This window comes from Qipengyuania gelatinilytica, from assembly GCF_019711315.1.
Lineage (GTDB): Bacteria > Pseudomonadota > Alphaproteobacteria > Sphingomonadales > Sphingomonadaceae > Qipengyuania > Qipengyuania gelatinilytica.
Window position 1 is genome coordinate 664629 of sequence record NZ_CP081294.1, and the last position, 22966, is coordinate 687594.

Below are 22966 nucleotides of genomic sequence, written 5' to 3' on the forward strand. Positions count from 1 at the left end.
GGGGTTGCCTGAAGATTGAGGGTCGCCTTCTCCCTGTCCGAAAGTCCGGTTTCTTCCGGACTTAAGCTAGGGGAAAACTCCATGAAAAACCTAATTCTTCCAATCGCAAGCATCGGCTTGATGATGAGCTCCGCCCCACTTCTTGCACAGGAATGGGATAGCGGTCAGGCCGAGGTCTGGAACTACGTGTCATCTGCATGGTCGGAGCATTCCGACGCCGGAACATGGGCGGAAGAACTGGATCCCGCAGGCTACGGTTGGAACACGGATTATCCCGTCCCCACCTCCCGCGAACAGATGGCGGAACGCACAAGGGTCTTCGGCGCCGAAGGCAAGGTGCTCTATTACCGGCTCGATCCCATCAAGATATCTGTCAGTGGAGATACGGCAATCGCGTATTACTACGCCAATATCGTCGAGACCAACCACAAGGGAGAGCGCGAGACGAGCGTCGAGCGATGTGCCGATACTCTCATCAAGCGTGGCGGCGATTGGCGCTTTCTCGGTTGGCTGTGCGAGACGAAAAGCTCCGGCTCCGACGATTGATCCGATAGCTGTCTGCGTCGCTCGCCAGTCGTGTTGGCTGGCGAGCCTCGCAATGCCTGAAATTGGTAGCGGAGGAGGGACTCGAACCCCCGACACGCGGATTATGATTCCGCTGCTCTAACCACCTGAGCTACTCCGCCCCGAAAGGCCATGCGGCGGGCGCATACGCCCGCTCGGCAGGCGGCGCATTTAGGGCGCGCTTCGCCTACGGTCAACACTCAATTCCCGCGAAATGCGAAGCGGCGCAGGAATTCCCAAGGGCCACCGCGATAGGCATGGAGCGCAAGGCCCGGAAATGCGAATCCACTGGGCTCGATCAGTCCGGAAAGCTGGGCCTGCAGCGCCTTTGCCTCTTTCGAGGTGACCTTGTTCTGGATCGTCACATGAAGACGCGGCCGGTGCTGGTCCTGCTGGGTCAGCATTCCTCGAAAATGCTCTGCAATCTCGTCTCTCAGCTCGAGCAATTGCGGGCTCGATAGCTTTATCGCGGTACCTCCGCCGAGCGACATGAGGCCTTCCACCTGCCCCTCGATCGGCGGGACTTCGCCCGCAAGGCGCGCGAGATAGCGGCGCAATTCATCCTCGCACGGGGAAGGTATCGCGTGGAACAAGGTGACATGCGCCTCGAGATAATTCCGCTCGGGCGGAAAATACTGGGTTCGCAGGTCGGTATAACGGCGATGCAAGTCAGGCGGGAGTTCCGCCGTCAGGATCAGGGGCGCGTCACCCTCGCTCACATCTCGCCACGTTCACGGCGCAGCGCGCGCCATTTGGCGGCATTGCGATTATGCTCTTCGAGCGTTTCGGAAAAGACGTGCCCTCCCGTTCCGTCGGCAACGTAATAGAGAGCCTTCGTTTCAGCCGGGTCGAGCACGGCCGCGATGCTTTCGCGCCCCGGATTTGTGATCGGCCCCGGCGGCAATCCCGCAACAGCGCGGGTGTTGTAAGGATTGGTGCTCTTGAGCTCGGAAACGCGGATCCGCCGCCCCAGTGGCTTGCCCTTGGTGATCGGATAGATCGTGGTCGCATCCGCGCCGAGCATCATCCCGATACGCACGCGATTGGACAGGGCACCGGCCACCATCGGTCGCTCGTCAGCCTGCGCGGTTTCCTTCTCGACAATCGAAGCGAGGATCAGGGCTTCCTCAGGCGACTTCACGACCGCCTTGTCGGTGCGTTTTTCCCATGCCTCGGCAAGATAATCGTCCATCGCCTTTTGCATGCGCGCGATGACGGATGCACGGCTTTCGCCCCGCTCGAAATCATAGGTATCCGGAAGGATAGAGCCCTCTTCGGGCACCTCGATCTCGCCGGTGAGCAGGTCTTCAGCCATCAGCCTTTCGTAGACGAGGATCGAGGGAAGTCCTTCCGGGATCGTCACGAAGCGCCGGATGACGTCCCCGTTCTGGAAGGCGTCCAAGATTTCCGATTGAGACATACCCGCCGAAAGCATGAACTCGCCGGCCTGGATCGGGTCCGAACCGCCGAATATCTTCGAGCGCAGCAGGAATCCGTCGGAAGAGGTGATGAGCCCTTCGTCCTCGAGCTTCTGCGCGACCGAGGTCAGCGAGGAACCGGCAGGGATGATGAAAGGCGTATCCTCTTCGATCGTCGCGGAACCCATGTGCGAGCCGGCGAACAGCGCAGCACCTGCAAGAAGGATCACGGCAATCAGGCAACCCAGCTTCTTCACGTCGTAACTATACCTCGGTTGAATTGAGCACGAACGCCCTAGCGGTTCGGCGCGGGGAAGGGAAAGCTCAATCGGCAGCCGGTGGCGGCGGCCGGTCGTGCGGATCGATCTCTATCGGGTAATCGGCAAAAAATACCGGCAGCGCCCCGCTCTCCGCCTTGCCGAGCATCCATGTGAGCCAGCCGGCATTGGCGAAATCGAGCCCCGCGCCTGCTTCGCAAAGCTCGGGAAAGCGGTCGATGAACTTTGCGGCCATCTGGCGCGCGGTATCGTGGTCCGCATCGGTCCAGCGATAGTAGTTCGTCTGGTCGGCGCTGGTGTAACAGGCGGGTTCGATATCGTGCCGGTCGGCGACGAAGATCTTGCACCGCCAATGGATCCCGCTGGGCGACATGCCCATGTCCGCACGCAGCCGCTGATAACCGACCTTGTGCAATTCATGCAGCATGCCGAGCAGCCGCAGGCACCGGCGAGCAGCCTCGTTCGCCGGCCTCTTCTGCGCAACGGGAAGCGGCTGGAACCTGTCCGGCGTCACCCGCGGAGCGACCGTCAGTCCTCGACCTGCTTGACGATCAGCGAGGCATTGGTGCCGCCGAAACCGAAGCTGTTGTTGAGGCAAGCCTTCACTTCGCGCTTCTTCGCCTTATGCGGCACGAGATCGACACCTTCGGTGCCTTCGTCCGGATCGTCGAGGTTGAGCGTCGGCGGGACGATCTGGTCGCGGATGGCGAGGATGCAGAAGATCGCTTCAACCGCGCCTGCGCCACCGAGAAGGTGACCGATGGCGGACTTGGTGCTGCTCATCGAAGCACCGCACAGATCATCGCCAAGCACGCGCTTGACCGCGCCCAGTTCAATCGTGTCGGCCATGGTCGAGGTGCCATGCGCATTGACGTAATCGATGTCGCAGGGCTCGAGGCCCGACTTCTTGAGTGCCATCTTCATCGCCAGTTCCGCGCCCTTGCCTTCGGGATGCGGGGCGGTGACGTGATAGGCATCGCCCGAAAGGCCATAGCCGACGACTTCGGCATAGATCTTCGCACCGCGCGCCTTGGCGTGTTCGTATTCTTCGAGAACTACGACGCCTGCGCCTTCGCCCATGACGAAGCCGTCACGGTTCTTGTCGTAAGGGCGGCTCGCCTTTTCGGGCTGGTCGTTCATGCTCATGTTGAGCGCGCGGGCCTGCGCGAATCCGGCCACGCCAAGCGGGTTGATGGTGCTTTCCGCACCGCCCGCCAGCATGATGTCGGCATCGTCGAGCGCGATCATGCGCGCAGCGTCGCCAATCGAGTGTGCGCCGGTCGAGCAGGCAGTCACAACGGCGTGGTTCGGACCCATGAGGCCGTATTTGATCGAGACCTGGCCGCTGATGAGGTTGATCAGGCGTCCGTGGACGAAGTGCGGGCTGACACGACCCGGGCCGCGTTCATGCAAGACGATCGATTCGCTCTCTATGCCCGGCAAGCCGCCGATGCCCGACCCAATCGAAACGCCCGCGCGCAGCTTGGTGTCATCGTCCACGTCCACAAGGCCGGCATCTTCGATCGCCTGCCCGGCGGCATCGATGCCGTACACGATGAACGGGTCGACCTGTCGCTGGACCTTGTGGTCGACGCGCTTGTCGGGGTCGAAGCCCCACTCGTGGTCCTTGCCCTTCACTTCACAGGCGATGGTCGCCTTCTGGCCTTCGGTATCGAAACGGGTGATTTGTCCCGCCCCGCTCTTGCCGGCGATAAGATTGGACCAGGTGGTTTCGACGTCGCCGCCCAGCGGGGTGACGAGGCCAAGTCCGGTAACGACCACACGACGCATGAATTTCTCCGCAAAAAAGACAACAGGCCCGGCCCATCTTCAGGGTCGGGCCTGTCCGGTCCCATGCACTGGCACGGGCAATGAAAAGCTGGGGGCTTAGCCCCCCTGGGGATTAGCCCTTGTGCTCTTCGATGTACTTGGTCGCGTCGCCGACGGTGGTGATCTTCTCAGCCGCATCGTCGGGGATTTCCACGCCGAATTCTTCTTCGAAGGCCATCACGAGTTCGACGATGTCGAGGCTGTCTGCGCCCAGATCATCGATGAAGCTGGCTTCCTGGGTCACCTTGTCTGCTTCGACGCCGAGATGCTCGACGACAATTTTCTGCACGCGGTCGGCAGTATCGCTCATTCTATTCCCTCTCATCTTGGGGGTTTGATAGTTGCGGTTCGCCCTAATCAACGGCGCGCGCTAGCGCAAGGGCCACTTGACCCAGCGTAAACCGGCACGCGCCGTCGGATCAGTCCTGCCCTGCACCGCTTCCCTGAGAATCGGCGGAAGGCTGCGCTTCTTCGCCATCTGCAAGAAGTTCGTCTTCGGGCTCGGCAAAATGTGCAGCCAGCTGGGTTTCCGCCCGGCGCCGCGACGAAATGCGCGACAGGCCGGCCGTCGGATAGTCCTTGCCCGCTTCGAGTTCGAGCGTGCGGCGATACAGGTCTGCGGCCCCGTCGAGGTCGCCGACCACTTCGCGGCACAGGCCGGCATTGAAGGTCAGGGTGACGTTGTCGGGCTGCAGCGTGTTGAGGCGATCGAATTCGGCGCAAGCAGCACCCCAATCGGACTTGGTCAGCTTAAGCGCCTTCTTGAACGGCTTGCGCAGCGCCTTTTCCATATCACTGCGGCTTTCGAGCACGCGAATGTCCTCATTACGCTGGATCGGCGCGAGATCGCGGCGCACTTCCCATGCGAACCGTTCGATCATGCCCGAAACCATACTGCTGACGGTCGGAACGGAGGTCTCATTGGCGCAGTAGCGCTGCGATCCGCTGGTCGAATAGCCGCGATCATAGACAAGCTCGTCACGCGCATCGAGCATCTGCACTTCGCCCGTGAAGCGCACGTTGAGTTCGCGGCACTTGTAGGTGACCGTGCGACGCTGGATGCACTTGCCATCCTTGTCTTCACGTACGCACTTGCTTTCTTCGGTGGTGCCCGAGGGCAGGCGTTCGACTTCGGAGAAAGCGGTCCCGCTGATCCATGCGACGGGCGATGCGCCCTCGCCCGGGCCGGTGTTGCGGCGCACGTCAAAATAGTCCTCGCCATCGATGGTGGCGCGCGCAATCGCATTGCGCAGCTCGAGTTCGAACTTCGTGCCCTCATTGCCATCGAAACGCTCGACTACGACGGTCCTAAATTCCGAAGGTGCATCTTCGCCTGCAGCATAAATACCCGAAACCGGAAGGGTTTCCGCAGTTGCCGGAGCGGCGAAGGTGGTCATGGCTGCAAGCGTCGCAGCCGCGGTAATGTTGATCTTGAAAGTCATTTGTCGACGCCCCCTGTGGTGTCTAACATCATTTTTAGTCAGAAAAAGTGATCGGAATATGAACAGGACGCAATTCCCCCAAGCCGATCCCGCAGCCGGTTTTGCGCCAGATTGTATGGTGTGGGTGCGACGAAGTGCCGCACCCGATGTTAGTTACGCGTCGCCCGCGCGGTCGACGCGAGTGGCCTCTGCACCTTCGGGCTTGGGTGCCTCGATGGTGCGGATATGCACATCGCGCAGCTGGCGCGGCGAGACGAGCGACGGTGCGCCCATCATCAGGTCCTGCGCCTTCTGGTTCAGCGGGAAAGCGATCACTTCGCGAATGTTCGGCTCGTCGGCGAGCAGCATCACGATGCGGTCGATACCCGGTGCCGAACCGCCATGCGGCGGTGCGCCGAGCTTGAAAGCCTCGATCATGCCCGAGAAGTTCTCGTCCACGTCGGCCTGGGTATAGCCAGCGATTTCGAACGCCTTGTACATGATGTCCGGGCGGTGGTTACGGATGGCGCCCGAGGACAGTTCGTAGCCGTTGCAGACGATGTCGTACTGCCATGCGAGGATATCGAGCGGGTCCTTGGTCTCCAGCGCTTCCATCTCGCCCTGCGGCATCGAGAAGGGGTTGTGGCTGAAGTCGACCTTCTTCGCCTCTTCGTCATACTCGAACATCGGGAAGTCGACGATCCAGCAGAACTTGAAGCAGCCTTCCTCGATCAGTTCGAGAACCTCGGCAACGCGGGTGCGCGCGGCACCTGCCAGCTTGGCAGCGTCCTTTTCCTTGCCGGCAGCAAAGAACAGGCCGTCGTTTTCACCGAGGCCCAGCTCGGCATAGAGCTTTTCCATGCCTTCGGTGCCGTGGTTCTTGGCAATCGGACCACCGAACTCGCCGCCCTTGCGGGTGACGTAGCCGAGGCCGGCAAAGCCTTCCTTGCGGGCCCAGTCGTTCATTTCGTCGAAGAACTTGCGGCTCTTCTCATGCGTGTTCGGAGCCGGGACCACGCGAACCTTGCCGCCAGTACCGACGATCTTCTCGAACAGGCCGAAACCCGACTTTTCGAAGTGGTGCGTGACGTCGCTGATAATCAGCGGGTTGCGCAGGTCCGGCTTGTCGGTGCCGTACTTCAGCATCGATTCCGCATAGGGGATACGCGGGAATTCACCGGCAGGCGTCACACTCTTGCCGTTCGCAAATTCCTCGAACACGCCAGCGAGGACGGGTTCGATCGCCTGGAAGACGTCTTCCTGCGTCACGAAGCTCATTTCGAAGTCGAGCTGGTAGAATTCGGGGCTGCGATCGGCGCGCAGGTCTTCGTCGCGGAAGCAGGGTGCGATCTGGAAGTAGCGGTCGAAACCGGCAACCATCAGCAGCTGCTTGAACATCTGCGGCGCCTGCGGGAGCGCGTAGAAACGGCCCGGGTGGAGGCGGCTGGGCACGAGGTAGTCTCGCGCACCTTCAGGGCTCGATGCACCGAGGATCGGCGTCTGGAACTCGCTGAAGCCCTGGTCGGTCATGCGGCGACGCAGGCTCGTGATGACCTGGTTACGCAGCATGATGTTCTTGTGAACACGCTCGCGGCGCAGGTCGACGAAACGGTACTTCAGGCGCGTTTCTTCCGGATAATCTTCTGCCTGGTTGACGATCAGCGGCAGGTCGTCCGCGCGGCTCTGGACCGTGATTTCGCGGGCGAAGACCTCGATCTCGCCGGTCGGTAGGTTCTTGTTCACCGCCACTTCGTCACGCGCCTTCACCGTGCCGTCGATGGTGACGACCGATTCCAGCTTCATCTTTTCGAGGACGGGCAGTGCCGGGCTGTCGCTGTCAGCAACGATCTGCGTGATACCGTAGTGGTCGCGAAGATCGACGAACAGCACGCCGCCATGGTCACGCTTGTTATGCACCCAGCCCGAGAGGCGGACGGTATCGCCGACATTTTCCTTCGTCAGCTGTGCGCAGTTGTGGGTACGATAGGCGTGCATCTAAAATCTTTCCATTTTCGGAGTTATGCCGCTAGGGCGCAGGCGCCGCGCTCCTTAGCAGGAATCGCGCGCGCTAACAGGGCACCAGCGGGCTTTTGTCAAGGTTTTGGCAGAGGCATTGGATGGTGCGGGAGCGGTACTCCGCTCGACAGACAGAAACGAAACGATGAAAATACACGACCTGATTACCGATACCGAACGCCTCAGCGACCTATGCGAGCGGCTTGCGGAAAGCGAATTCGTCACCGTCGACACCGAATTCATGCGCGAGAACACCTATTGGCCGGAACTGTGCCTGGTACAGATCGCCAATGAGGAAGAAGCCGCGGCAATCGACCCACTGGCCGACGGGATCGACCTTACTCCCCTGTGGGACCTATTGTGCGAGAACGAGGATGTCCTCAAGGTCTTCCACGCAGGCGGGCAGGACGTCGAGATCGTCTACAACTTCACCGGCAAGACCCCGCATCCGATCTTCGATACGCAGATCGCGATGATGGCGATCAGCCAGAACGAACAGATCGGCTATGCCAATCTCGTCGAAAGCTGGCTCGGCATCACGGTCGACAAGGGCGCGCGCTTTACCGACTGGAGCCGCCGTCCGCTGACCGATCGCCAGATCGAATATGCGATCGGCGACGTGACGCACCTGTCGAACATCTTCCCCAAGATGCTTCGCAAGCTGATCAAGACCGGTCGCGGCGCATGGCTCAATGCCGAGATGGACAAGCTCGCCGACCCGGCCAATTACGCCAATGACGCGGAGCTTGCATGGAAACGCATCCGTTCGCCGGGCCGCAATCCCGCCGTCCTCGGCCGACTCAAGGCGCTGGCCGCGTGGCGCGAGGGCGAGGCGCAGCACAAGAATATCCCGCGCGGCCGCATCATGCGCGACGAAACGCTGGCAGACATCGCCAGCCACCCGCCCAAGAAGCAGGCCGATCTCACCAAGGTCCGCGGATTGTCGAATGCGTGGAAGGATAACGACATCGGCAAGCGCCTGCTCAAGGTGATCGACAAGGCCGAGCCGCTGTCCAAGGAAGAAATGCCCGACAAGCCCAAGCGTGGCGCGCCCTTGGGCAAGGAAGGCGCGCTGGTGGCCGACCTCCTCAAGCTGCTGCTGAAGATCCGTGCCCGCGAAATCGACGTGGCCGCGCGCCTGTTGACCCGCGCCGACGAGATGGAGGCGCTTGCGGCAGGTGTCCGCAAGCTGCCGATCCTCGAAGGCTGGCGTTACGAGGTGTTCGGCAAGGATGCGCTCGAACTCGTCGAGGGCCGCCTCGCATTCGCAGTCAAGGACGGCAAGCTGCTCATGACCCATGTCGACGATGTCCATGCAGGCATGGTCGAAGCCGCGGCAGAGGAAGTCATCACCGGTCCTGCAGAAGAGGCCGGGGCTCCGGCAGAGTGAGCACCTACCTCCCTACTCTGAAGCAGTTGCAATACCTCGTGGCGCTTCACGAACACGGCCATTTCGGTCGTGCGGCGGAAGCAAGCTTCGTCTCGCAGTCGACCCTTTCCGCGGGCATCCGCGAACTCGAATCGCTGCTGGGTGTGACACTGGTCGAGCGCAGTCGCCGCGTCGTGCGGTTCACGGCGCTGGGCAACCAGGTTGTCGAGAAGGCGCATCGCGTGCTGCGCGAGGCGGAAGAACTGGCCGATCTGGTGCAGGCCGCTGGCAAGCCGCTCGCCGGCCAGCTGCGCATGAGCGTGATCCCCACGATCGCGCCGTTCCTGCTGCCGCGTTTCCTGCCGCGCCTACGCAAGGAACGGCCCGACCTGGAACTGTTCCTGCGTGAAGAGACCAGCCACGATGCAGTAGAATCGCTCCAGCATGGGCGCGTGGACTGCGTTCTGCTCGCCCTGCCCTTCACGACAGGCGAGGTCGACAAGGCGCACATCTCGGACGATCCGCTCTACGTCGCCTTTCCCAAGGACGACCCGCGCGATCCACCTGCGACAATCTCTGCGGACATGATCGACGACGGGCGGCTGCTGCTGCTCGAGGACGGGCATTGCCTGAAAGACCATGCGCTCGCGGCCTGCAACCGCCCCGAGTTGCGCGGTTCGACCACGATGATCGGGACCAGCCTGCATACGCTGGTGCAGATGGTGGACAACGGCCTCGGCCTCACCATGCTGCCCAAGATGGCTGTGGATGCAGGTATTCTGGAAGGGACGGACGTCGTCGCGCGCCCGCTGAAATCGGATCAGGCGAGCCGCGAGATCGCGCTTATCTGGCGCAAGAATTCACCGCGCCGCGAGGATTTCGAGCTACTGGCTGAAGAACTGCGCGCCGGTTAGGCGGGTTCGTTCAGGCCGGCGCCTTCGACTGCACGTATTTGTCGAGCTTCTTGTACGCAAACAGCGGCACGATAACGCTCAGCGCGATTCCCCCGAGAGCGCAGAAGCCCAGCCAGATGGCCATGGCCGTTCCGCCCGAGGTCCACATGCCGTAAAGAACGGGTGCCGCGAGCACGAGGCCACGCACTTCGTTAAAGGCGATGGCAATGCCTCCAAGCTTGAGGAGCGCGCCGAGGATCATGTGTAGCGTTGCGTTCATGGGTTACTAGATGAACGCTAATGGTTGAGAAAAAGTTCATCATGCAACCAGCGTTGCATCTATGGGATGAACCGTTTCGTCGCAGGATTGTGGCGAAACCCGCCTTATTCGCGGGCCGGGCCGGGCCTCAATCCATGTGCTTGAGGCCGACCCGCAGGTAATCCCAACCGGTGATGACGGTCATCACCGCCGCTGCCCAAAGCGTGACCAGCCCGACCGTATGCGGCACATTGGCATCGACTGTACCGATCATCACGTTCCAGTTGGGCAAGCCTTGTCCGAGGATAAGCGAGCCAAGCGCCAGCAGCTGGAAGGTGGTCTTCCACTTGGCCAGCCGGCTGACCGGAACCGACACCTGCAGCCCGCCGAGGAATTCGCGCAGACCGGACACGGCGATTTCGCGCACGAGGATGATCAGTCCTGCAATAACATGCGCATCCCCAACATAGGGACCGCGCAGGACGCCTTGTGCTGCCAGCACGAGGATGACGGCAGCCACCATGATCTTGTCGGCAATCGGATCGAGGAAGATACCCAGCTTCGAGACCGCGCCGCTGGAACGAGCGAGGTAACCGTCGAAATAGTCGGTAATGCCCATGGCGGCATAAAGCGCGAAGGCCATCAGGTAGCCTGCTTCCCAGCCTGGCCACCACAAGAGGAAGGCCAGGAGAGGGATCGCCACGATGCGCGACAGCGTCAGTATGTTGGGCAAAGTCAGCATCTTTGGCCTCCCCTAACGCCAAACGTCGCGGCGCAAAAGCTTTCACACGGGGTTGTCCGCTGCCATGATGTCTTTACGAGGGTTGCCGAGACGAGAGGTATCCTCCCGGGGGGTCATGTTTACATCCACACACCTGCTGCGCACGAGGCGGTTCCTGCCGCTCTTCGTCACGCAGCTTTTCAACGCCTTCAACGACAATCTCTACAAGACCGCGATGGTCCTGTTCGTCGTCTACCAGATCTATAATTCGGAAGAGGCGGAAGGGATGTTCTCGGCCGTCGCCTCGGGTCTGTTCATCCTGCCATTCTTCATCCTCAGCGCGCTGGCGGGCCAGCTGGCGGACATGCGCGACAAGGCCTCGATCATCCGCAAGGTGAAGGCCTGCGAAATCCTGCTGATGGTGATCGGCGCCAGCGGCCTATTGCTGGCGTGGAAGGGTTACGAGCTGCCGGTCACCCTTTTCGGTATCGAGACGAGCATACCCGTCCTGCTCATGCTGCTGGCGCTGTTCATGACCGGCATCCAGTCGACCTTCCTCGGACCGATCAAATACGCAATCCTGCCGCAGCACTTGCGCAAGGACGAAGTGCTGGCCGGTACCGGATTGGTCGAAGCGGGAACCTATATCGCCATTCTTGCGGGCACGATCCTCGCCGGTTGGATCCCCGTGGAAGTCGCGGCGATCGCTATCATTGCGACCTCGATCGTGGGTTATCTCATCAGCCGCCAGGTTCCCGAGGCGCCGCCGCTGGGCAAGGTCGAAGAGCTCGACTGGCACATCCTGCGGGCATCGCGAAAACTGGTGGTGGACACGATGCACAATCGCGAAGTGTTCTACGCGATCCTCGCCATCAGCTTCTTCTGGACCATCGGCGCTGTCCTGTTCATCCAGTTCCCGCCACTCGCCAAGAACGTCATCATGGCGAGCAAGGAAGTGGCGAGCATCTTCCTCGTCGTTTTCTCCGTCGGTGTGGCGATCGGATCGGTCGCCATCAACGCGCTCCTGAAGGGCAATGTGTCGGCCCGTTATGCCCCGCAATCGGTCATCGCGATGGGGCTCTTCGTGGTGGCGTTCTACTTCGTCGCCAAGTTCTGGGCGGCAGACAAGCCGACCGAGCTGCTCGATGTTGCGAGTTTCCTTGCCTGGCCAATGGCCACGGTCCTCTTGCTGTGCCTGCTAGGGATAGCAGTCGCGGGCGGCATGTTCGTCGTCCCGCTTTACGCCTTCCTGACGACGCGCGCCGCGCCCGATCAGGCCTCGCGCACGATCGCGGCGAACAATATCGTCAATTCGGGTGCGATGGTGATCGGGTCGCTGCTGGTGATGGGAATGAGTGCGGCAGGCATCCCGATTGTCGAACAGGTGCTGATCAGCGCGGGCATGTGCCTCATCTCGGCTTGGCTCGGACGCAGGCTGCTCAATGCGGAACGCCATGCAGCTGCGGCGGCTGCTGCCTGAATTCAGATAATCAAGGCGAGAACTGCGGCGAGAGTCGCGAAGTAGGTCGTCGCAACACCGCGGACGTCGTTCGCAGTCAGCTTCCAGTCGACCGGCTCCGCCTGCGGAGCGTCCGCGAACAGGCGGCGTCGCTGGGGAATCCCGGCCCGCATCCAATGGCGTGCGGCTTCGCTGGAGAGGACAAGTGCGCGTCTCATGATGGCAACTTAACGCTTTTTTAACCATTGGTTTCCCGAAAATTCCACCCTGCCCCAAAATGGGACAGCGGCCCGACATCCGGTGGATAAACAGCGCATTCGAAGACGGTAATTGCACGGCGGCCCGCGCGCCGCTAACCGCCGGAACCATGACCACTCGCGCCACGCCAGCCGCCGCCAACCTTCTCGTCGATTGCCTGATCGAACAGGGATGTGAGCGCATCTTCACCGTCCCGGGCGAGAGCTTCCTACAGGTGCTCGACGCTCTGGGGCAGCAGGACCAGATCGACCTTGTGACCTGCCGGCAGGAAGGCGGAGTCGCGATGATGGCCTGTGCCGACGGAGCCATGACGCAGCGCCCTGGCGTGGCCTTCGTAACCCGCGGCCCCGGCGCGACCAACGCCAGCATTGGCGTCCATGTGGCCATGCAAGATTCGCAGCCGATGATCCTGTTCGTGGGCGACGTCGACAGCGAGATGCGCGACCGGGAGGGTTTCCAAGAGGTCGATTTCGCCTCCTTCTTCGGCCCGATCGCGAAATGGGCGGCACGGATCGACAGTGCGGACCGTATCCCGGAATATGTTGCCCGTGCCTATGCCACGGCAGTGTCCGGTCGTCCCGGACCGGTTGTCCTTGCCCTCCCCGAAGACATGCTGAGCCGAGACACCGCGTCCCCACCGCGTCCGCGGGTCGATGCGCCGGCACAGGCGCCCTGTCCCGACGCGATGCAGGCCATGATGGCGCTCATCTCCGATGCCGCATCGCCGGTCGCCATTGTCGGCGGAGCGGGTTGGAATCCCAAGGCACGCGAGCATTTCCAGCTCTTCGCCGAGCGGCTCGGCATTCCCGTGGCCACCGCCTTCCGCAGGCAGGACGCGATCTCGCCGTCCAGCCGCGTCTATGCCGGCAACCTCGGCTATGGCCCGAACCCCAAGCTGGTCGAGCGGGTGAAGAACGCCGACCTGATCATCGCAGTCGGTGCGCGGCTGGGTGAAGCGACCACCGATGGCTACACCGTGCCGCCTCTGGTGGCCGAAGATCGCAAGCTGATCCACATCCATCCCGATGCGGACGAGCTCAACAGCGTCTATCCCGCCGATCTCGCCATATGCGCGGGAATGGCCGAATTCGCCGAAAGCGCCGCCCTGTGGGACGATGGCGACGCAATCGACTTCGATGCGGGCGCGCAGGCCCACGCCGAATGGGAAGCATGGGCGACCGCGCACCCCGCCGACCATGCGCTCGACATGGGTCAGTGCGTGCAGTTCATGCGCGATACGCTGCCCGCCGACACGATCATCTGCAACGGAGCGGGCAATTTTGCTGGCTGGTGGCACCGCTACTGGCGTTACGAGGGCTTCCCGACCCAGCTCGCCCCGACCTGCGGCGCGATGGGATACGGCGTACCTGCGGCAGTCGCCGCCGCACTGCGCCATCCGGAGCGCACAGTGGTCGCCGTGGCAGGAGACGGCGATTTCCTGATGAACGGGCAGGAACTGGCCACGGCGGTCCAGCATGGCGCGAACTTGCTGGTAATCGTGGTCGACAATTCGGCTTACGGCACCATCCGCATGCACCAGGAACGCGAATTCCCGGGCGAGGAAAGGATCAGCGGTACGCGTCTGGCCAATCCCGATTTCGCCGCGCTTGCCTCAGCCTTCGGAGGCTGGTCTGCAGCCGCGACGACGACGGAAGAATTCAAGGACGCACTCGTGGCGGCAGAGGGCCGTTCCGGACTGCGCCTGATCCACTGCAAGATCGAGATCGAACAGCTCGCTGCCAGCGGCGCCACCGTAAGCGGATTGCGCGACCGCTAGGCCAAAGCAAAAGGCCGCGTCCCCGATAGGGAAACGGCCTTTTCTCGCTGTAAGTCAGCGCGACGGTGTGCGTCAGATGTCGTTACCGAGCTCGCCTTCGACTTCGCCCTTGAACTGCTGGGCTTCGCCCTTCTGTTCCTGCTGGCGGCCTTCGGCGCGCGTTTCGGCATCGCCCGAATGCTGCTTCAGGTTACCGATGGCTTCGTTGGTGTTGCCTTTGATCTTCTCTGTCAGTTCGCCCATGTGGCTTCTCCTCTTGTCTGGCATGCGCCGAAAATCCGGCGCGGTTACAAAAGGATAACGGCCACACCGGGCATTCAGTTCCGCACCTTTGCGCCCAACCGGTTGCCCTGAGCGACGAAGCTCAGATACCTGCCATCGAGCAGATGATCGACCATTCGTCGGGCTTGATCTCGGCTACCGACAGGCGCGACAGCTTGACCAGTTCGCAATCTGCAAGCTTGGGTTCGGCCTTGATCTGCTTGAGCGTGACCGGAGAGGGCAGCTTGGTCTTGGGCACGATCTTCACTGCCGCCCACTTGCCTTCCGGATCGGTCGGATCGGTCATGCCTGCCACGCTGACCTCGCAGATCCCGACGATCTCCAGACCCTCGCGCGAATGGTAGAAGAACGCCTGGTCGCCGACTTCCATGGCCGCGAGATTGTTCTTTGCACGATGGTTGCGAACGCCATCCCAAGTGCCTTCCTTTTCGGCAACAAGGTCGTCCCAGCTGTATTTGAACGGTTCGGATTTCATCAGCCAGTAGCGCGCCATCTGCATCATTCTCCTGTCGAACTATCGTGTACCGCGCCTCGTTAGCGAGCCGTCCCTGCGCTGGCCACCCTGAGCGCTCCTTTGCGCGCAGGATTAACCGCTTTTTAGGCTTGCCGAATTACTCACCTTTCCACGCAGGAATTTCCCGGGGGTTCGCGTGAATCGTTTGAGCAAGACAGTGCTGGATGCGGGACGTCCCGCGCGTGCGCTGTCGAAAGTCCGCAAACGTACCGATTTCGTCACTCTCGGCATCGCCCTTGCCGCGACCATGCTGTTCGTCGCAACCGCGAGTTCGGTCCTTCCCCTCGCCATCCAGGCACTCAGGGGCTTCGGAGCGGGACCCGACGTGGCGCTCACCAATGCGCTTCTCCTCAATATCGCACTGATCCTGCTTGGCTGGCAGCGCTACAAGGCGCTCAACACCGAACTGGAGTGCACCCGCCTTTCCGAGGAAGAGGCCCGCCGCCTCGCCGAGATCGACGATCTTACCGGCTGCCTCAATCGCCGCAGTTTTGCCGAAACGCTTGGCGCGCTGTTGGAGAGCAGCCCCAGGGACGAACGCGCGCTGGCCGCGATTGCGATCGACCTCGACAATTTCAAGCAGGTCAACGACCTCAACGGCCATGCTGCTGGCGACCTCGTACTGCGCACCGCTGCACGACGCGTCGCCTCGCTCCTGCCGGAAGGCGGATCGCTCGCCCGTCTCGGCGGCGACGAGTTCGTTTGCGTGGTGCCCTATCACCCGCAGTCACCCGAGAGGGTCGATCACCTTGCGACCCGGATGGTCGAGCAATTCGCGGCGCCCGTGGTGCATGACGGCATCGCCATGGAGATCACGATCTCGATCGGCATCGCCAGCTCGCTGCACCTGGAAGAAGGCGATAAAGGCGAATCTTTCCAAGACGCTGCACAGCGCCTGATGCACAAGGCGGATATCGCCATGTATCACGCCAAGAAGCAGGGGAAGAACCGCTTCTACTGGTTCGAACACAACATGGAAGACGAGCTTCGCTTCCGTAACGAGATCGAGGCGGGGATCCGCCGCGGCATCCTCAACAACGAGTTCGTTCCGTTTTACGAGCAGCAGGTCGATCTCGAGACTGGCGAGCTGGTCGGCTTCGAAATGCTGGCACGCTGGGACTCGCCCGAAATGGGCCTGATCGGTCCCGACATTTTCATTCCCATCGCCGAAGACATCGGCGTGATCGCGGAACTCAGCGAAAACCTGATCGGACGCGCCTTCGAAGATGCGCGCGAATGGGATCCCAAGCTGACCCTCTCGGTGAATATCTCGCCGGTGCAGATGCGCGATCCGTGGTTCGCCCAGAAGCTGCTCAAGCTGCTGGTCAAGCACCGTTTCCCGGCCAATCGCCTCGATATCGAGATTACCGAGACCTGCCTGCACGAGAACATCGGCATGGTGCGCTCGATGATCACCTCGCTACGCAACCAGGGCGTGCGGATCAGTCTCGACGATTTCGGCACTGGCTATTCCAGCCTTTCGCAGCTGCGCAGCCTGCCGTTCGACCAGCTCAAGATCGACCGCAGCTTCATCAGCGAACTTCGCAAAGCCGATCACAGCGACAAGCTGGTCGACGCGATCGTATCGATGGGTGACGGGCTTTCGATGCCGGTCATTGCCGAAGGTATCGAGGACGAAGCCGTGCTCAAGGCGCTTGGCCGCTGGGGCAATATGAAGGGCCAGGGATATCACTACGGCCGCCCCGAACCGGCCGACAAGGTCATCAAGCGCCTTGCGGCAGCGGGCCGGCTTGCCAGCAACAACGACAAGGGCGTTGTCGACATCAGCGACGCGGTAGGCGGGCAGGATCGCGCGCCCGGCAAGACAACCGGCAGCGGCAAGGCTGCGGGCTGACACTTTACGCTGCACGCGCCAGCACCTAGATGCGCGTCATAATGCGCATCCCCTTCATCAAGATGCACGGCCTCGGCAACGACTTCGTCGTCCTCGATGCGCGTGAACAGGCCCTGCCCGCGATCTCGTCGCGGGTGGCTGCCGCGCTGGCCGACCGGAATACCGGAATCGGATGCGACCAGCTGATCCTGCTCGAGCCGAGCGAGAGCGCCGACCTGAAGATGCGCATCTTCAATGCGGACGGCGGCGAGGTCGAGGCTTGCGGCAACGCCACGCGCGCAGTTGCGCTGCTTCATGGCAGCGAAGGCATTATCGAAACCGCAGGCGGCATGCTCGCGGTGTCGCCGCGCGACGGCGGTGCCAGTGTCGATATGGGCGAGCCGCGTTTAGACTGGGATGCGATCCCGCTGGCCTATCCGATGGATACGCTATCGATGCCGGTCAGCTGGGAAATGCTCGAAGATCCCGGCGCCGTGAATGTAGGCAACCCGCACGTTGTTGCCTTCGTCGAGGACACCGATGCGGTGCCGCTCGACCGGCTCGGGCCGGAGATCGAGAAAGACCCGCTGTTCCCCGAGCGGGTGAACGTCAATGTGGCAAGCGTGGAAAGCCGCAGCCGCATTCGCCTGCGCGTCTGGGAACGCGGCGCCGGCCTGACCCGCGCATGCGGCACGGGAGCCTGTGCGACTGCAGTGCACGCCATCCGCCGCAAGCTGGTCGATAGCCCGGTCACCGTCGCCCTGCCCGGCGGCGAGCTCGAGATTGCCTGGCAGCAGGGTGGCACGATCCGCATGACCGGACCCGCGACCGAAGCGTTTCGCGGAACGTTCGACTGGGAAGATTACGCGTGAATGCGCCTGAAATCGTCTCGCTCGGCTGCCGGTTGAACCTTTCCGAGAGCGAGCGCATGCGCGCAATGCTGGCGGGCGAGGACAACCTCGTCGTCGTCAACAGCTGCGCCGTGACCAGCGAAGCGGTGCGCCAGACGCGGCAGGCGATCCGCAAGGCACGCAAGGCCAATCCCGATGCGCGCCTGCTCGTCACAGGTTGTGCAGCCGATATCGAACGAGACCAGCTAGCCGCCATGCCCGAAGTGGATGGCCTGATTGCCAATGAGGCCAAGCTCGACCCGCGCGCATGGAACGTGCCTGCCAGTGCGCCGCCTGTGCCTGCCCTTCACACACGTGCCTTTGTCGCCGTGCAGAATGGCTGCGATCACGCCTGCACCTTCTGTGTCATCCCGCAGGGACGCGGGAAAAGCCGGTCGCTGGGCGTTGCCGATGTGCTTGGCGAGGTCGAAACGCACCTCGAAGCCGGCGCGGGTGAAGTCGTCCTGACGGGCGTAGACGTCACGTCATGGGGCCACGATTTGCCCGGTGGCCCGACGCTCGGCGCCCTCGTTGGGGCTGTGCTCGACGCTTTCCCGGAGCTTTCGCGCATCCGCATGTCGTCGATCGACGGGATCGAGGTCGACGATCAGTTGTTCGAGCTGTTCGCGAGCGAGCCGCGCGTGATGCCCCATATCCATCTGTCGCTTCAGCACGGCGACGACCTGATCCTGAAGCGCATGAAGCGCCGCCACCTCCGCGCCGATGCGGTGGATCTGGTCGCGCGCCTCAAGCGCCGCCGCCCCGACCTCGCCGTCGGCGCCGACCTTATCGCCGGTTTCCCGACCGAGACCGAAGAGCACCACGCAGCCAATCTCTCGATCATCCGCGAGCTCGACATCGTTCACGGCCACATCTTCCCCTATTCGCCGCGCCCCGGCACGCCGGCTGCGCGTATGCCGCAGGTCGATCGCCAATCGGTAAAGCGCCGCGCTGGCGAACTTCGCACCGAAGTGGCCAAGCTGCGCGCAGATTGGCTGGCTACGCTGGTCGATAAGCCGCTTACGGTCCTCGCAGAAGCCGACGGAACCGGCTATTCGCCCGAATTCGCCCGCGTGAAACTGCCAGCTGGCACCAAGCGCGGCTCCATCGTCACCGTGACGCCCAAGACACTCGAGGACAATCTCCTGTCATGAGCAAACCCAGCTGGACCGAGCGCCTGTTCGGCGGCTTCAAGAAGACCTCCGATCGCCTGACCGAGAACCTCACCGAGGCGGTTACCAAGGCGAAGCTGGACGATGCGACGCTCGACGACGTCGAGGATGCGCTGATCATGTCCGACCTCGGACCGAGCGCGGCTGCGCGCATCCGGGAGAAGCTGAAAGAGAAGCGTTTCGGCCTTGAGATCAGCGCCGACGAACTGAAGCAGGCAGTCGCCGACGAGATCGCGGCAATCCTGCGCCCGGTGGCCAAGCCGCTCGAAATCACCGCCTTCCCGCGCCCGCAGGTGCTGCTGGTGATCGGCGTCAACGGCAGCGGCAAGACCACCACCATCGCCAAGCTCGCTCACCTCTTCGTGGAAGACGACTACAATGTCATGCTGGCGGCGGGCGACACATTCCGCGCCGCAGCCATTGGCCAGCTGCAGACCTGGGCCGACCGCGTGGGCGTTCCCATCGTGCGTGGACCCGAGGGCGGAGACCCGGCCTCCATCGTCTTCGACGCGGTCAAGAAAGGCACCGAGATCGGCACCGATGTCCTGATCGTCGACACCGCAGGCCGCCTTCAGAACAAGCGCGAGCTGATGGACGAGCTGGCCAAGATCCGCAAAGTCCTCGGCCGCCTCAATCCCGAAGCACCGCATGACGTGGTACTCGTGCTCGATGCGACCAACGGCCAGAATGCGCTGAGCCAGATCGACGTGTTCAAGGAAGTTGCGGGCGTTACCGGCCTCGTCATGACCAAGCTCGACGGCACGGCGCGCGGCGGCGTACTGGTGCAGGCGGCGGAGAAATACGGCCTGCCGATCCATGCCATCGGAGTGGGCGAGAAGATCGACGATCTGCGCCCCTTCGATCCGGACCTGGTGGCGCGCGTGATTGCAGGAGTGGCGTAATGGCCGAGAACGGCGAAAAGAAACCCACCGGCTGGCTGCACACGCTGGTCGATTACGGCCCGCTGCTGGTCTTCCTCGGCGTTTACAAGTTCTCGCAGCCCGAGGGCGGAAGCGAGATCGCTGCGGTCATTGCCGGCACCGGAGCCTTCATGGTCGCCGCGATCCTCGCGCTTGCCTTCAGCAAGTGGAAATTCGGCAAGGTCAGCCCGATGCTGATCCTCTCGACGACGCTGATCGTCGGTTTCGGGGCGCTGACGATCTGGCTGCAGGACGAAAGCTTCATCCAGTTCAAGCCGACGGCAATCTACCTGCTGTTCGGCGCGGTGCTGATCATCGGCTGGTTGCGCGACCGCGCATGGCTTCAGGTCCTGCTCGAAGCCGCATTCGAGGGCGTGACCCACGAGGGCTGGCTCAAGCTCTCGCGCAACTGGGGCTACTTCTTCATCTTCCTCGCCGGGCTCAACGAAGTCATGGTCCGCACGATGAGCTTCGAAAGCTGGCTCTGGGCGAAGCTGTGGGTGTTCCTGCCGCTGACCTTCCTCTTCACCTTCACGCAGATCCCTATGTTGCTGAAGCACGGCCTCTCGCTGGAGGACACGGACGAGGTGTTGAAGGACGAACCCCCGACGGGTTGAACTTGCAAGGCGGCCCGCTAGTAAGCCGCCGATGACTGATCAAATCGAACTACACTGGGCCACACAGGCCGATCATGCCACGCTCGCCGACGTGATGTACGATGCCGTGCGCAACGGCCCCAGCCGCTACAGCGAGGCGCAGCGCGCCGCCTGGGTTCCCGAACGCCGCAGCGGCGATGTCTGGGACGAGCGCCTTGCCCGTCAGCATGTCATCCAGGCTCGAGATACGGAAGGCGAAACGCTCGGCTTCATGAGCCTCGATGCGGAGGGCTATATCGACTTCGCTTATATCCGGCCCGCTGCGCAGGGGAGCGGCCTGTTCCGCCGCATGTTCGATGCGATCGAGCAGAAGGCCCGCGACAAGGGCGAGCAGCGCCTATGGGTCCACGCCAGCCTGATGGCGCAACCTGCCTTCGCAAGGATGGGCTTCACCGTGGTGGAACAGCAGGTCGTCCACATCGGCGAGCAGAGCTTCGAGCGCGCCGAGATGGAGAAAGTGCTGGCCTGAGGCCCCGCTAGATCTCGACCTGGCTCCCCAGCTCCACCACACGGTTGGTCGGAAGCCTGAAGAAATCCATCGCCGTCGCCGCATTTCGGAGCATCCAGGCGAATATCTTCTCGCGCCAGATGGGCATGCCCGGCTTGTCGCTCGGCAGCAGCGTCTGGCGGCTGAGGAAGAAGCTGGTGTGCATCATGTCGAACTCGCCGCCACAGCGTTCCATTTGCTTCAGCCCCTGCGGCACGTTGGTTTCCTGCATGAAGCCATAGTGCAGCACGGCGCGGTAGAACCCGTCGCCGAGGTCGTGGATTTCGCAGCGCTCGTCCGCATCGACATAGGGCGCATCGGCGATCAGCACGGTCAGGATCACCACGCGCTCGTGCAGGACCTTGTTGTGCTTGATGTTATGCAGCAGCGCGCTGGGCACGCCAGCGGTCTGGCTGGCCATGAAGATGGCGGTGCCGGGAACGCGCGTGGCGGAATTCTTGGCGCTCTTGGCGAAGATTTCGATCGGCAGCGCGGTCTCGTGCATGCGCTCGCGCATCAGCTTGCGCCCGCGCGCCCATGTCGTGAGCAGGGTGAAGGCGATGAGGCCCACGACCAGCGGGAACCAGCCGCCATCGGGCACCTTGAACAGGTTCGCGGCGAAATATGCCCCGTCGATGATCAGGAAGAAGATCACTACAGGCGCCGCGTACCACCACTTCCACTTCCACACGCCGACGAACAATACGCCCATGAGCAGCGTGTCGATGGTGACCGCGCCGGTCACCGCGATGCCGTATGCTCCGGCGAGGTTAGACGAACTCTGGAAGGTCAGCACGAGGATGATCACGGCGATCATCAGCGCCCAATTCACGACCGGGATATATATCTGGCCCGCTTCGGTCTCGCTGGTGTGACGGATCGAGAGACGCGGCATGAAACCGAGCTGCATGGCCTGGTGGGTGATGCTGAAGGCGCCCGAGATCACCGCCTGGCTGGCGATGAACGTCGCCACGGTGGCAAGGATGACCAGCGGCAGGCGGTATTCCTCGCTCGCGAGCAAGAAGAAGGGGCTCTTTACGACCTCTACCGCCTGTTCGGGCGAAAGGCTGGCAATCATGGCGCCCTGCCCGAAATAGTTCAGCAGCAGGCACGGCATGACGAAACCGAACCACGAAAGGCGCATCGGGCCGCGGCCGAAATGGCCCATGTCGGAATAGAGCGCTTCGGAACCCGTCACGGCCAGCACCACGGCACCCATGGCGAGGAAAGCGACGAAACCGTCGGTGACGAAGAACATCACCGCATAATAGGGGTTCAGCGCATGAAGGATTTCGGGATGCTGGACGATCTGGTTCAAACCCAGTGCCGCCAGCGTCGTGAACCAGACGATCATCACCGGCGCGAACAGGGCGCCTACCTTGGCCGTCCCCCTGCTTTGCAGCACGAACAGGATGACCAGCAGCACCAGCGCGATCGGGATCACCATCGGATCGAGCGTGTGATTGACCACCGTCAGCCCTTCCACGGCCGACAGGACCGAGATGGCGGGCGTAATCATGCTGTCGCCGTAGAATAGCGATGTCGCAAACACACCGAGCAAGACAATCAGCCAGCCCCATCGGGACTTGCCCATGTGACGGCTCAGCAAGGCAACGAGAGCAAGGCTGCCGCCCTGCCCCTTGTTGTCCGCGCGCATCAGGATGGTGACATACTGGAGGGCCACCACGATCACCATCGACCAGAAGATCAGGCTGACGACCCCGAACACGTGCAACTGGTCGATCGCGATATTCGATCCACCGGCAAAGGTTTCGCGGAATGCGTAAAGCGGGCTGGTCCCGATATCGCCGAAGACGATACCGATCGCGCCCACCGCAAGCGCGGCCCTCGACCCGCCATGGCCGTGGCCCGGAGCGTTTTCCCCGCCAGTCGAGGGCTGGGAGTTCGGCGTGGTCGCCTCGGTCATATGTGGGTGTTATCCTGCCGC

Annotated in this window: 24 protein-coding genes and 1 tRNA gene; 11 read left to right on the forward strand and 14 right to left on the reverse strand. The window is 62.4% G+C overall.

Annotated elements, in window-relative coordinates; all coding sequences use genetic code 11:
- The first annotated feature begins 120 nt into the window (after positions 1 to 120).
- On the forward strand, positions 121 to 546 hold the full coding sequence (locus K3136_RS03235) for a nuclear transport factor 2 family protein (RefSeq protein ID WP_221431482.1): 426 nt from the start codon (positions 121 to 123) through the stop codon (positions 544 to 546).
- A gap of 63 nt (positions 547 to 609) precedes the next feature.
- Here the strand turns inward: K3136_RS03235 and K3136_RS03240 are convergent.
- The 8 genes from K3136_RS03240 to aspS form a co-directional block, all read right to left on the reverse strand.
- A tRNA-Met gene (locus tag K3136_RS03240) sits at positions 610 to 686 on the reverse strand.
- A gap of 78 nt (positions 687 to 764) precedes the next feature.
- Positions 765 to 1283, reverse strand: coding sequence for a 2'-5' RNA ligase family protein (locus K3136_RS03245; protein ID WP_221431483.1), 519 nt, complete (start codon positions 1281 to 1283; stop codon positions 765 to 767).
- Positions 1280 to 2239, reverse strand: a complete 960-nt coding sequence (mltG, locus tag K3136_RS03250) for an endolytic transglycosylase MltG (protein WP_221431484.1) — start codon at positions 2237 to 2239, stop codon at positions 1280 to 1282. The genes K3136_RS03245 and mltG overlap by 4 nt, the downstream gene beginning before the upstream one ends.
- Before the next feature lie 67 nt (positions 2240 to 2306).
- The gene (locus tag K3136_RS03255; RefSeq protein WP_221431485.1) at positions 2307 to 2774 is read right to left on the reverse strand and encodes a hypothetical protein; all 468 of its coding nucleotides are present in this window, start codon (positions 2772 to 2774) and stop codon (positions 2307 to 2309) included.
- Between the two features lie 14 nt (positions 2775 to 2788).
- Positions 2789 to 4051, reverse strand: coding sequence for a beta-ketoacyl-ACP synthase II (gene fabF, locus K3136_RS03260; protein ID WP_221431486.1), 1263 nt, complete (start codon positions 4049 to 4051; stop codon positions 2789 to 2791).
- Positions 4052 to 4163: 112 nt separating this feature from the next.
- On the reverse strand, positions 4164 to 4400 hold the full coding sequence (locus K3136_RS03265; protein ID WP_006834437.1) for an acyl carrier protein: 237 nt from the start codon (positions 4398 to 4400) through the stop codon (positions 4164 to 4166).
- 109 nt (positions 4401 to 4509) lie between these two features.
- Complete coding sequence (locus tag K3136_RS03270) at positions 4510 to 5532, reverse strand: class I SAM-dependent methyltransferase (RefSeq protein WP_221431487.1); 1023 nt, start codon at positions 5530 to 5532, stop codon at positions 4510 to 4512.
- Positions 5533 to 5685: 153 nt separating this feature from the next.
- Entirely contained in the window at positions 5686 to 7506 is a 1821-nt protein-coding gene (gene aspS / locus K3136_RS03275) for an aspartate--tRNA ligase (protein ID WP_221431488.1), read from the reverse strand.
- Between the two features lie 166 nt (positions 7507 to 7672).
- Here aspS and rnd point away from each other — a divergent pair, with 166 nt between their 5' ends.
- Together rnd and K3136_RS03285 are read left to right on the forward strand one after the other, a co-directional pair.
- A complete protein-coding gene (rnd, locus tag K3136_RS03280) occupies positions 7673 to 8917 on the forward strand; it encodes a ribonuclease D (protein WP_221431489.1) in 1245 nt (414 codons plus the stop codon).
- Positions 8914 to 9810 (forward strand): hydrogen peroxide-inducible genes activator, encoded by an 897-nt coding sequence (locus K3136_RS03285; RefSeq protein WP_221431490.1) that lies wholly within the window; start codon positions 8914 to 8916, stop codon positions 9808 to 9810. The genes rnd and K3136_RS03285 overlap by 4 nt, the downstream gene beginning before the upstream one ends.
- Positions 9811 to 9820: 10 nt before the next feature.
- Here K3136_RS03285 and K3136_RS03290 read toward each other — a convergent pair whose 3' ends face one another.
- Together K3136_RS03290 and pgsA are read right to left on the reverse strand one after the other, a co-directional pair.
- Positions 9821 to 10069 (reverse strand): hypothetical protein, encoded by a 249-nt coding sequence (locus K3136_RS03290; protein ID WP_221431491.1) that lies wholly within the window; start codon positions 10067 to 10069, stop codon positions 9821 to 9823.
- Between the two features lie 127 nt (positions 10070 to 10196).
- Positions 10197 to 10790 (reverse strand): CDP-diacylglycerol--glycerol-3-phosphate 3-phosphatidyltransferase, encoded by a 594-nt coding sequence (pgsA, locus tag K3136_RS03295; protein WP_221431492.1) that lies wholly within the window; start codon positions 10788 to 10790, stop codon positions 10197 to 10199.
- 115 nt (positions 10791 to 10905) lie between these two features.
- Here pgsA and K3136_RS03300 point away from each other — a divergent pair, with 115 nt between their 5' ends.
- Positions 10906 to 12249, forward strand: coding sequence for an MFS transporter (locus K3136_RS03300; protein WP_221431493.1), 1344 nt, complete (start codon positions 10906 to 10908; stop codon positions 12247 to 12249).
- A 2-nt stretch (positions 12250 to 12251) separates the two neighbouring features.
- Here K3136_RS03300 and K3136_RS03305 read toward each other — a convergent pair whose 3' ends face one another.
- On the reverse strand, positions 12252 to 12446 hold the full coding sequence (locus tag K3136_RS03305) for a hypothetical protein (protein WP_221431494.1): 195 nt from the start codon (positions 12444 to 12446) through the stop codon (positions 12252 to 12254).
- A 149-nt stretch (positions 12447 to 12595) separates the two neighbouring features.
- Between K3136_RS03305 and K3136_RS03310 the strand changes: the two genes are divergently transcribed.
- The gene (locus K3136_RS03310; RefSeq protein WP_221431495.1) at positions 12596 to 14263 is read left to right on the forward strand and encodes a thiamine pyrophosphate-binding protein; all 1668 of its coding nucleotides are present in this window, start codon (positions 12596 to 12598) and stop codon (positions 14261 to 14263) included.
- Positions 14264 to 14335: 72 nt separating this feature from the next.
- Here the strand turns inward: K3136_RS03310 and K3136_RS03315 are convergent, their stop codons facing one another.
- Positions 14336 to 14506: a CsbD family protein gene (locus K3136_RS03315; RefSeq protein ID WP_221431496.1), complete on the reverse strand. Its 171-nt coding sequence runs from the start codon at positions 14504 to 14506 to the stop codon at positions 14336 to 14338.
- Between the two features lie 121 nt (positions 14507 to 14627).
- The gene (locus tag K3136_RS03320) at positions 14628 to 15038 is read right to left on the reverse strand and encodes an EVE domain-containing protein (RefSeq protein ID WP_221431497.1); all 411 of its coding nucleotides are present in this window, start codon (positions 15036 to 15038) and stop codon (positions 14628 to 14630) included.
- A gap of 157 nt (positions 15039 to 15195) precedes the next feature.
- Here K3136_RS03320 and K3136_RS03325 point away from each other — a divergent pair, with 157 nt between their 5' ends.
- The 6 genes from K3136_RS03325 to K3136_RS03350 are packed head-to-tail and all read left to right on the forward strand — an operon-like array spanning position 15196 to position 21000.
- Positions 15196 to 16914: a putative bifunctional diguanylate cyclase/phosphodiesterase gene (locus tag K3136_RS03325; protein WP_247711418.1), complete on the forward strand. Its 1719-nt coding sequence runs from the start codon at positions 15196 to 15198 to the stop codon at positions 16912 to 16914.
- A gap of 41 nt (positions 16915 to 16955) precedes the next feature.
- Positions 16956 to 17765 carry a diaminopimelate epimerase gene (gene dapF, locus K3136_RS03330; RefSeq protein WP_221431498.1) on the forward strand — a complete coding sequence of 270 codons (810 nt, stop codon included), beginning with the start codon at positions 16956 to 16958 and terminating at the stop codon, positions 17763 to 17765.
- Complete coding sequence (locus K3136_RS03335) at positions 17762 to 18937, forward strand: MiaB/RimO family radical SAM methylthiotransferase (RefSeq protein WP_221431499.1); 1176 nt, start codon at positions 17762 to 17764, stop codon at positions 18935 to 18937. Before dapF ends, K3136_RS03335 begins: the two co-directional genes overlap by 4 nt.
- Positions 18934 to 19857, forward strand: coding sequence for a signal recognition particle-docking protein FtsY (ftsY, locus tag K3136_RS03340; RefSeq protein WP_221431500.1), 924 nt, complete (start codon positions 18934 to 18936; stop codon positions 19855 to 19857). The genes K3136_RS03335 and ftsY overlap by 4 nt, the downstream gene beginning before the upstream one ends.
- Positions 19857 to 20492, forward strand: coding sequence for an inner membrane-spanning protein YciB (locus K3136_RS03345; RefSeq protein WP_221431501.1), 636 nt, complete (start codon positions 19857 to 19859; stop codon positions 20490 to 20492). Before ftsY ends, K3136_RS03345 begins: the two co-directional genes overlap by 1 nt.
- A 31-nt stretch (positions 20493 to 20523) precedes the next feature.
- Positions 20524 to 21000 (forward strand): GNAT family N-acetyltransferase, encoded by a 477-nt coding sequence (locus K3136_RS03350; protein ID WP_221431502.1) that lies wholly within the window; start codon positions 20524 to 20526, stop codon positions 20998 to 21000.
- Between the two features lie 7 nt (positions 21001 to 21007).
- Here the strand turns inward: K3136_RS03350 and K3136_RS03355 are convergent, their stop codons facing one another.
- Positions 21008 to 22945 carry a potassium transporter Kup gene (locus tag K3136_RS03355; protein WP_221431503.1) on the reverse strand — a complete coding sequence of 646 codons (1938 nt, stop codon included), beginning with the start codon at positions 22943 to 22945 and terminating at the stop codon, positions 21008 to 21010.
- Positions 22946 to 22966: the final 21 nt, after the last annotated feature.

Bases quoted from the DNA above. Each gene is read 5' to 3' on its own strand.
- K3136_RS03350 (WP_221431502.1), top strand. From the start codon at position 20,524: ATGACTGATCAAATCGAACTACACTGGGCCACACAGGCCGATCATGCC.
- rnd (WP_221431489.1), top strand. From the start codon at position 7,673: ATGAAAATACACGACCTGATTACCGATACCGAACGCCTCAGCGACCTA.
- K3136_RS03235 (WP_221431482.1), top strand. From the start codon at position 121: ATGATGAGCTCCGCCCCACTTCTTGCACAGGAATGGGATAGCGGTCAG.
- K3136_RS03300 (WP_221431493.1), top strand. From the start codon at position 10,906: ATGTTTACATCCACACACCTGCTGCGCACGAGGCGGTTCCTGCCGCTC.
- aspS (WP_221431488.1), bottom strand. From the start codon at position 7,506: ATGCACGCCTATCGTACCCACAACTGCGCACAGCTGACGAAGGAAAAT.
- K3136_RS03345 (WP_221431501.1), top strand. From the start codon at position 19,857: ATGGCCGAGAACGGCGAAAAGAAACCCACCGGCTGGCTGCACACGCTG.
- ftsY (WP_221431500.1), top strand. From the start codon at position 18,934: ATGAGCAAACCCAGCTGGACCGAGCGCCTGTTCGGCGGCTTCAAGAAG.
- K3136_RS03290 (WP_221431491.1), bottom strand. From the start codon at position 10,069: ATGAACGCAACGCTACACATGATCCTCGGCGCGCTCCTCAAGCTTGGA.
- dapF (WP_221431498.1), top strand. From the start codon at position 16,956: ATGCGCATCCCCTTCATCAAGATGCACGGCCTCGGCAACGACTTCGTC.
- pgsA (WP_221431492.1), bottom strand. From the start codon at position 10,790: ATGCTGACTTTGCCCAACATACTGACGCTGTCGCGCATCGTGGCGATC.
- K3136_RS03270 (WP_221431487.1), bottom strand. From the start codon at position 5,532: ATGACTTTCAAGATCAACATTACCGCGGCTGCGACGCTTGCAGCCATG.
- K3136_RS03355 (WP_221431503.1), bottom strand. From the start codon at position 22,945: ATGACCGAGGCGACCACGCCGAACTCCCAGCCCTCGACTGGCGGGGAA.
- K3136_RS03265 (WP_006834437.1), bottom strand. From the start codon at position 4,400: ATGAGCGATACTGCCGACCGCGTGCAGAAAATTGTCGTCGAGCATCTC.
- K3136_RS03310 (WP_221431495.1), top strand. From the start codon at position 12,596: ATGACCACTCGCGCCACGCCAGCCGCCGCCAACCTTCTCGTCGATTGC.
- K3136_RS03305 (WP_221431494.1), bottom strand. From the start codon at position 12,446: ATGAGACGCGCACTTGTCCTCTCCAGCGAAGCCGCACGCCATTGGATG.
- fabF (WP_221431486.1), bottom strand. From the start codon at position 4,051: ATGCGTCGTGTGGTCGTTACCGGACTTGGCCTCGTCACCCCGCTGGGC.
- K3136_RS03320 (WP_221431497.1), bottom strand. From the start codon at position 15,038: ATGGCGCGCTACTGGCTGATGAAATCCGAACCGTTCAAATACAGCTGG.
- K3136_RS03315 (WP_221431496.1), bottom strand. From the start codon at position 14,506: ATGGGCGAACTGACAGAGAAGATCAAAGGCAACACCAACGAAGCCATC.